This is a genomic window from Sorangium sp. So ce448, assembly GCF_051520915.1.
Lineage (GTDB): Bacteria > Myxococcota_A > Polyangia > Polyangiales > Polyangiaceae > Sorangium > Sorangium cellulosum_B.
On record NZ_CP150343.1, the window covers coordinates 3,870,463 to 3,877,500 of the forward strand.

Annotated in this window: 7 protein-coding genes; all 7 read left to right on the forward strand. The window is 70.4% G+C overall.

Annotated features, from left to right (window positions below; genetic code table 11):
* Positions 1 to 86 precede the first annotated feature (86 nt).
* A complete protein-coding gene (locus WMF45_RS14915) occupies positions 87 to 1,013 on the forward strand; it encodes a class I fructose-bisphosphate aldolase (RefSeq protein ID WP_437717555.1) in 927 nt (308 codons plus the stop codon).
* 311 nt (positions 1,014 to 1,324) lie between these two features.
* Positions 1,325 to 2,809, forward strand: a complete 1,485-nt coding sequence (locus WMF45_RS14920; protein ID WP_437717556.1) for a leucyl aminopeptidase — start codon at positions 1,325 to 1,327, stop codon at positions 2,807 to 2,809.
* Between the two features lie 3 nt (positions 2,810 to 2,812).
* Positions 2,813 to 3,664, forward strand: a complete 852-nt coding sequence (gene ttcA, locus WMF45_RS14925; RefSeq protein ID WP_437717557.1) for a tRNA 2-thiocytidine(32) synthetase TtcA — start codon at positions 2,813 to 2,815, stop codon at positions 3,662 to 3,664.
* Positions 3,665 to 3,673: 9 nt separating this feature from the next.
* Positions 3,674 to 4,516, forward strand: coding sequence for a hypothetical protein (locus WMF45_RS14930; RefSeq protein WP_437717558.1), 843 nt, complete (start codon positions 3,674 to 3,676; stop codon positions 4,514 to 4,516).
* A 94-nt stretch (positions 4,517 to 4,610) separates the two neighbouring features.
* The gene (locus WMF45_RS14935) at positions 4,611 to 4,793 is read left to right on the forward strand and encodes a hypothetical protein (protein WP_157906650.1); all 183 of its coding nucleotides are present in this window, start codon (positions 4,611 to 4,613) and stop codon (positions 4,791 to 4,793) included.
* Entirely contained in the window at positions 4,790 to 5,773 is a 984-nt protein-coding gene (locus WMF45_RS14940; protein ID WP_437717559.1) for a peptidylprolyl isomerase, read from the forward strand. Before WMF45_RS14935 ends, WMF45_RS14940 begins: the two co-directional genes overlap by 4 nt.
* Positions 5,770 to 6,423, forward strand: coding sequence for a roadblock/LC7 domain-containing protein (locus WMF45_RS14945; RefSeq protein WP_437717560.1), 654 nt, complete (start codon positions 5,770 to 5,772; stop codon positions 6,421 to 6,423). The genes WMF45_RS14940 and WMF45_RS14945 overlap by 4 nt, the downstream gene beginning before the upstream one ends.
* Positions 6,424 to 7,038: the final 615 nt, after the last annotated feature.

Below are 7,038 nucleotides of genomic sequence, written 5' to 3' on the forward strand. Positions count from 1 at the left end.
CGGCGCCGCGGGCATGGCGGGGTGGGTTCACGGCCCGGGCGGGCCACGCGCTTCCTGGCGCAGCAGCACCTTCGACGGAGTGATTCATGGCGCTCACCACCCGTGTAGAGCAGATCCTCTCCTGGTACGCCTCCGAGAACCCAGGCACGCTGACGAACCTCGTCCGGCTGCTCAACCATGGCGCGCTCGCGGGCACCGGAAAGATGGTGATCCTGCCGGTGGACCAGGGCTTCGAGCACGGTCCGGTGCGATCGTTCGCTCCGAACCCCGAGGCCTACGACCCCGATTACCACTTTCAGCTCGCGATCGACGCCGGGTGCAACGCCTACGCGGCGCCGCTCGGATCGCTGGAGGCGGGCGCGGCCAGGTTCGCGGGGCAGGTGCCCCTGATCCTGAAGCTGAACAACAGCGACACGCTGGCCAAGGTGGAGCAGCCGATGTCGGCGGTGACCGGCTCGGTCGAGGACGCGCTCCGTCTTGGCTGCGTCGGCGTCGGCTACACCATCTACCCCGGGTCCGGCGCGAGAAACAGGATGTACGAGGACCTTCGCGAGATCGCCCTCGAGGCCAAGCGCAGGGGCCTGGTCGTCATCGTCTGGAGCTATCCGCGCGGCGCCGGACTGTCGAAGCAGGGCGAGACGGCCATCGATGTCTGCGCCTATGCGGCGACGATTGCCGCCCAGCTCGGCGCACACATCATCAAGGTCAAGCCGCCGACCGCTCATATCGAGCAGGAGGAGGCGAAAAAGATGTATGAGAAATACAACATTCCCCTCCAGACGCTCGCCGACCGGACCCGGCACGTCGTGCAGGCGACGTTCGGCGGCAAGCGCGTGGTGATCTTCTCTGGCGGCGAGTCCAAGGCGACCGACGCCGTCCTGGAGGAGGTGCGCGAGATGGCCGCAGGCGGCTCCTTCGGGTCGATCATGGGGCGGAACGCGTTCCAGCGCCCTCGCGCCGAGGCGCTGCAGCTCCTCGCCGACGTGATCCAGATCTACGGGTCGGCGCGCTGACGCCCCTCGATCCGGCGCTCGGGCCGGGCCGGCTCGGACCCGCAGTCCGGAGGGCAGCGTCGCGCGAGGCGCTCCGACGGCGGGCCGCCGAGCGCGGAGCCTGCGCGGAGCCGCGCGGAGCCGTGCGGGACTGCGCGGAACCGTGCGGGACTGCGCGGAACCGTGCGGGACTGCGCGCCTGGGAGCGGGAGCGCTCTCCCGCCCGCTCCTCGGGCCGACCGCCTGCGGGCATCGTCCACGTCGACGGGGTTAGCCCTTCGTGTTTAGATGCCGCGCTGGACACCCTCCACATCCCGGGCTCAGGAGACCGCATGCCGATCAAAGTGAACCTCGCCTCGTCCGACCCGCTGAGCATCGCCGTCGACGTCGTCGTCATCGGCGTGCCTGAAGGCGCTTCGACGGGTGAGGGCGTGCTGGCGAGGCTCGTGGCGGCGCTGGGCGAGTCGGTGACTCACCAGGTCAAGCGTGACGACTTCACGGGGAAGAGGGATCAGAGCGTCGATTTCGCGACGCACGGCGCGTTGAAGCCCGGCCGGGTGCTGTTGATCGGGCTCGGGTCGGGCAAGGTCACCGACGTCGAGTGCAGGCTGCTCGCGGCGAAGGGGGCGCGCTTCGCGAACGGCGTGCGCGCCGAGAGCGTCGCGGTCGTGGTGCCTCCCGGCGTCGAGCGCGCGGAGCGGGCCGCCGCGGAGGGGCTCGTGCTCGGGGCCTACCGGTTCACCCGCTACTTCACGGGCGATCGTCTGCCCAAGGTCCAGCTCTCCCGCGGCACCGTGGTCATCGAGGGCAAGGTGGGCAAGGCGGCGCGCGATGCCGTCGCGCTCGGCCAGCAGGTCGGCGAGGCGATCTGCGTCGCGCGCGACCTCGTCAACGAGCCGCCGAACGAGGTTTATCCCGAGGCGCTCGCGCGTGTCGCGGTGGACGTGGGCAAGCAGCACGGGCTCAAGGTGACGGTGCTCGACAAGCCCGCGCTCACCAAGCGGGGCATGAAGCTCATCATGGCGGTGGGGCAGGGGAGCGCGCGGGATCCCCGGCTGGTCCACATGGTCTACGCTCCTCCCGGGAAGTCGAAGGGGAAGCTCGTCTTCGTGGGCAAGGGGCTCACCTTCGACAGCGGCGGGCTCTGCATCAAGCCAGCTCCGGGCATGGAAGAAATGAAGGGCGACATGGGCGGCGCCGCGAACGTGATCGCGCTGATGGCCGCCGTCGCGGCCGCCAAGCCGAACGTCGAGGTGCACGGCGTCATCGGCGCGGCAGAGAACATGCCCGACGGCGCCGCATACCGGCCCGGCGACATCTTCGGCTCTCTGGACGGCAGGACGGTGGAGATCATCAACACCGACGCAGAGGGGCGCCTGGTCCTCGCCGACTGCCTCGCCTATGCGCGCGCGCTGAAGCCGGACCTCATCGTCGACAACGCGACCCTCACGGGCGCGTGCGTCGTGGCCCTCGGGCCGACCGTGTCCGGCTTCTTCTCGAACCGCGAGGAACTGGCGGAGCGCCTGCGGAGCGCCGCGAAGGCCGCGGGCGAGTCGATGTGGCAGCTCCCGCTCATCGAAGAGCTCCGCGACGGCCTCAAGAGCGACTGGGCCGACATCAAGCACACGGCCGACCGCTGGGGAGGGGCCATCACCGCGGCCTTGTTCCTGCGCGAGTTCGTGGGGGATGTCCCCTGGGTCCACGTGGATATCGCTGGCCCATCCATGGCGAACAAGCCGTACGGCATCTTCTCCAAGGGCGGGACGGGCCACGGCGTGCTTACCTTCCTCCGCCTCATCGAAGGCTTCACCGGCTAAACCGTGCAACTCCGCCGCAAGCTCGCGCGCGCCATGGGGCGCGCCATCACCGACTTCGACATGATCGCCGACGGCGATCGGATCCTCTGTGCTGTCTCCGGGGGCAAGGACAGCTACGCGATGCACGCGCTGCTCGTCGACCTCGCGCGGCGCGCGCCGGTCCGGTTCAGCGTGATCGCGGTCAACATCGACCAGGGGCACCCTGGCTACCCGGGACACCTCCTCACCGACTACATGGCGGCGGGCGGCCACGAGTTCCGGATGATCTCCGAGGACACCTACTCGATCGTCACCGAGAAGATCCCCGAGAACAAGACGTACTGCTCCCTCTGCTCCCGCCTGCGCCGGGGCATCCTGTACCGCATCGCGCGTGAGCTCGGCTGCTCGAAGATCGCCCTCGGCCACCACCGTGACGACGCCGTGACGACGCTGCTCCTGAACCTGATCTTCGCGGGTCAGCTGAAGTCGATGCCGCCGAAGCTCATCTCCGACGACGGCGACAACATCGTGATCCGTCCGCTGATCTACTGCGCCGAGGCCGAGCTCGCCGCGTTCGCCGCGGAGGAGCGGTTCCCGATCATCCCCTGCGACCTGTGCGGGTCCCAGGACAACCTCCAGCGCAAGGCGGTGAGCCAGCTCCTCGCGGATCTCGACGCGCGCCACCCCGGGACGCGGCAGAACATGCTCGCAGCCCTCGGCAATGTGCGCCCGAGCCACCTCTTTGACACGGGCCTCTGGAAGCGGCTCGGGCTCGAGGTCGCCCGGGAAGAGGGGAGCCCAGGCGACGGGGCGGGCGTGGGGGCGCCAGCGCCGGAGGTGCTGCCCGTGGGCAACCTCCTGAGAAACCTGGCCTAGCGCTCGCTCATGAGCACGGATGCCCCCGGCGCCATCTCGATCGGCGCTCCGCGCGAAGAGGAGTCCACCGCGTCGGCCTCCGTCGGTCGCAGCGGTGCGTTGACGCGCGGGGTCGACGGGGCGTCAGGCTCGGACCCCCCGGAGGCGCCGCTGCCGGGGGCGGCGCGCTTCGACCTGGGTCTGGGCGGCGGGCGCGCCCCGCAGGCGTCGCTCGCCGCGGTCGTCGCCTGGATGATCACGGTCGCGCCCGCGGGTTTCGGTCGTGGCGCGCCGGTATTCGCCAGCATCGCCGCCACGCTGGCCTTCCTGTGCGGCGTCGCTGCGCCGCTGGTCGCCGCCGCCCACCGCCGGGTCGCCCGGCACCTCGGCATCTCCGTCTTCCTCGCGCTGGTCACGCTGAGCTGGCTGCTGGCTTCTCCTTCCCTTCAGCCATCCCGCCTCGACCCGGTCCGCGCGGCGATCGGCGCGATCGCCTGGGGCATCTTCGCGCTTTCCTGGCGCGATCGCTGGGATGTGCGGCGCCAGCCGGAGCCGGAACCAGACGCCCCGCTCCTGCAGGCCCGAGCCCACCTCCCTCCGCTCGCGACGGCGATCGTCGCGTTCGGAGCGCTCGTGAGCCTCGCGATCCTCGTGCTCGCCTGGCGCATCCGGGACCCGGAGCGCGCCCTCTTGGCCCAGGCCGTCGCGGTGGCCTGCGCTGTCGCGCTGATCACGGCGGCGTCCGGCGTCGCGGTGGCTCGTGGCCGCCGGCACACGGGCGGCGGACGGCGGCTCCCCCACCGAGCCGTCAGGCACCTGGTGGTCCTCATCGTCTTTGCGGTCCTGGGGGCGGTCGCGACGACGCTGCGGTGAGCGGCGGCGCGGCCGTGGCCTCCCGGCTGCCGCCGCTCCTCGGTGCCCCCGCATCCCCGCCGGTTCCTCGCCAAATCGCGTTACACTCATGGGCGTGTCCCGCGCAGTCGATGTGTTCGCGGTCCTGCTCCTCGTCGCCGCAGCGTTCTCCTTTGCCTTCGGGGTGCACGCGCTCGGTGATCGCCAGGATTTCAAGGCGATCTACCTCCTCGTGATCGGCGGCCTCTCGCTCAAGGCGTCCACGGAGATCCTTCGTCCCCGCGGGGGTAGCGCGTGAGCCCTGGGCGCCGAACGATCGCGGCCATCGCGTGTCTGTGCGCGGGCGCGGCCTGGGCTGCTCTATCGACGTCCGCGAGGGGGGCGGCGCCGCTGCCGCCCGACGTGGCGGCTCGCGTGGGCGCGAGCGACGTCGCCGTCGACTCGGTAGCGCGCATCGCGGCGGCGCAGCAGATCCCGCCTGCGCAGGCCCGGGACGCGGCGGTCCGCGACGCGCTCTGGGCCGCCGAGGCACGAGCCCGCGGCCTCGAACAGGAGCCCGACGTGCGGCGCGAGATCAGCCTGGTGCTCGCCCGTCGCATGCTCCACCGCCTGAAAGAAGAGGCGGCGAACGCAGGACCGGTGACCGACGAAGAGCTCCGCGTCGCCACCGAGCGCCACTGGCTCGATCTCGATCGTCCCGAGGGGTACCGCACCGTGCACGCCGTCGTGAAGCTCTCGGAAGACGCTGGCGAGGCTACCCGTGACAAGGCGAAGGCGGTCGCCGACGCCATCCGGACGGCCGTGTTGTCTTCGCGCGAGGTCGCTCAGCGCACCGAGCCGCCCCGCGCCGCGGGGACGCCGCAACCGCCCCCCGATCCGGCTGCAGAGGCGTTCATCAGCGCCGCGAAGGGCGTCCCTGCCGAGGGCTTCGAGGTCGTGGCGCAGGCGCTCGCGCCGGTGACGGAGGCGGGCCGCGTGCTCACGCCGGAGCCGCAGCAGTTTGACCCCGCTTTCTCCCGCGCGGCCGCGTCCCTCGTCGCGCGCGGAGATCTCACCGCGCCGGTCACATCCGCCTTCGGCGTGCATGTCATCATGCTCCTCGAGCGCATTCCGGCGCAGGTGGTGCCTGTCGAGGAGCGACGCGGCCTGGTGCGCGAAGAGGTCGCGGCGGACCGCGCGCGCGCCGCCCAGTCGAGGTTCCTCGAGGCGGCACGGCGCGAGCCGAAGATCGCTGGGGCTGTCGATGCGTTGCTCGAGCTCGTGCGGATCGAGCCATGACCACATCGCGCAACGGAGGGCGCAACCGGACCCGACGCCGGCTCCCACGTGACCAGGCGCCGTCCTCGTTCACGTCGATCCTCGAGGATCTCCTGTGCGCGATCCCGGGCGCACACGCCGCCGCGCTCGTGGATTTCGAGGGGGAGACCATCGACTACGCCGGCGGGCTCGACCCCTACGATGTGAAGGTGACCGCGGCCCACTGGCAGATCGTGCTGGCCGAGGTCGCAGGCACGCGCCTGGGGGCGTCGCGCCAGATCACGGTGCGCGCCCACCGCAAGAGCTACATCGTGCGCCAGCTGCAACCGGAGTACGCGTTGGTCCTGGTGCTGCACCCGCGGGCGGCCTTCGCCGCGTCCCACCGCGCGCTGCAGGAAGCCGAGGCGCGGCTCTGCGCCGAGGCCGGCTGGAGCACGTCGCGCACCACGCGGTGGTACTGCGTCGACGTCGAGACCGAGGCCTCGGATCGCGGGCGCCCCGCCCGCCTCCGCGGCGCAGGTGGCTGGCAGCCCGTCGAGGTGATGGGCTCGATGGTGGGCCTCGGGCCGCGCGAGAAAGGCTTCCGGATCCGGCTGCCGAGTGGCGCGGAGATGCTGCTCATCCGCGAGCGCATGGGCCGCTGGTTCGCAGACGAGCACCCGGAGACCTGAACGTCAGCACGAGCGAGGCGACGCAGGGGCGCTGGCGACGGACCGAGGAGCGTGCCCGGGTAGTGAAGGCCCCGAGGAACAAGGCAGACCCTGCCGCAGAGAACAGGTCGGAAAAATCCTGTTGACCTGGCCGGTCTCCTGAGTATCCTCCGCGCTCCCTGGTTGCCACGATGCCGAAACGGCAGGCAACCGCTGCTAGCCGTGCAGCGTGTGTCCGGAGATGTCCGGGCATTCATCGCTGACGGAAAGCGGCCGATCTGGACGCTCGTTACCTGCGCGGATCCGCGTTTCAACGCGGATAAGTTCGCTGGGGTAGCAGCTCCCAGGTGAGAGTGAACGCGCGAGCAGGTGCGTTCACACACGCGAGGGCGAGAGCAAAAACAGAGCGTCGATCGAAAAATCGATTGACAGTTCGAAGAGATGCTATAAAGTACCTGCCCTCGCCGACGCAACCCGAAAGGGTCGGGCTGGCGATGCACGAGAATCGGGAAGATCGGCTGTAAAGTCGGCAACTTCCCGCTCGGTCCTTGAAAACTGGATTGTATGCCTACGAAGTGACGTGGGTCCCAGAGGCGAGCGCAAGCTCGACCTCGCACGTCATAAAAGACGAGCAAG